The sequence below is a fragment of the Alteromonas sp. ABH4_456 genome, assembly GCF_056160645.1.
The window spans coordinates 1-903 of the sequence record NZ_JBSWXO010000038.1; the positions used below are offsets into that span (position 1 = coordinate 1).

At 45.5% G+C, this 903-nt stretch carries 1 pseudogene; it reads left to right on the forward strand.

Features of this window, described 5'->3' with window-relative positions:
* Positions 1–593: 593 nt before the first annotated feature.
* Positions 594–817, forward strand: a pseudogene (locus tag ACXAG2_RS20845) (transposase zinc-binding domain-containing protein); the annotation flags it as partial.
* Positions 818–903 lie beyond the last annotated feature (86 nt).

Genomic DNA, 903 nt, shown 5'->3' on the forward strand with positions numbered 1-903 from the left:
TGAAGGTGCACACAGTTACCGATACCCGGCGAACATCTCCACCGAATTACAATTAAGGCAGGAAGGCTTACCCAAAGACATCGTTGATATTTGCGTATTCCGATTTACTTGAACAGCCATTCCGGAAATCAGCCCAAAACTGTACTAAATAAATCCGGAATCAATGTTCAAATAATTCCAGAATAGGTGCTCAAGTGTTTCCGGAATCGCTGTTCAGATCAGGCCGGAATATGCAACCTGAAACGCTATAAACCCCATGATAATGAACAGAATGAGACAACCGAGCTGAATAAAAACGTGAAAATCAGATGCCAATAGAAACAAAACACCACTGGAAACACGTGATCTTGGCGATCATCCTCTACAGCAGACTCATATCCACCATCGAAATCCCCATAGCCAAACCACAGGGGTAACATCCCGCGGTTTCGTCCACCGAAGATTATCTGATATCTGCCCGAGAGTAGGACATCAAGGTGGATCTGAATGGAGGGCAGATAACCACGATCTACCGCCAATTTCTGTCACTTTGGTCAGTTTACTTACCAGCCCAACAAGGCACACTACAGACTTTTACATTAGCAAGGATGCTGATGTTAGCTGCAGAGCAACGCACCTATCAACGCCATCGTCCAGAGAAAACATTGCTCTATCAACTTGTTGAGAAACATTACCCTGCCTTCGCCGAGATGATGCAATCTCAGGGAAAGGCATTGCCATACCATGTGATCAAAGAGTTTGAAGAGTTTTTAAGTGTGGTCGACTTGAGCATGGATTTCTGCGAGTAGCCTGTGATGACTGCAAACATGAGAAGCTAAATAACTGATCCTATGTCTGCTACACCTTTGCCATTCCGTGGGCATTGCCGGGGAATGGTGATGCGGTCTCCATAAACCGCCGTAC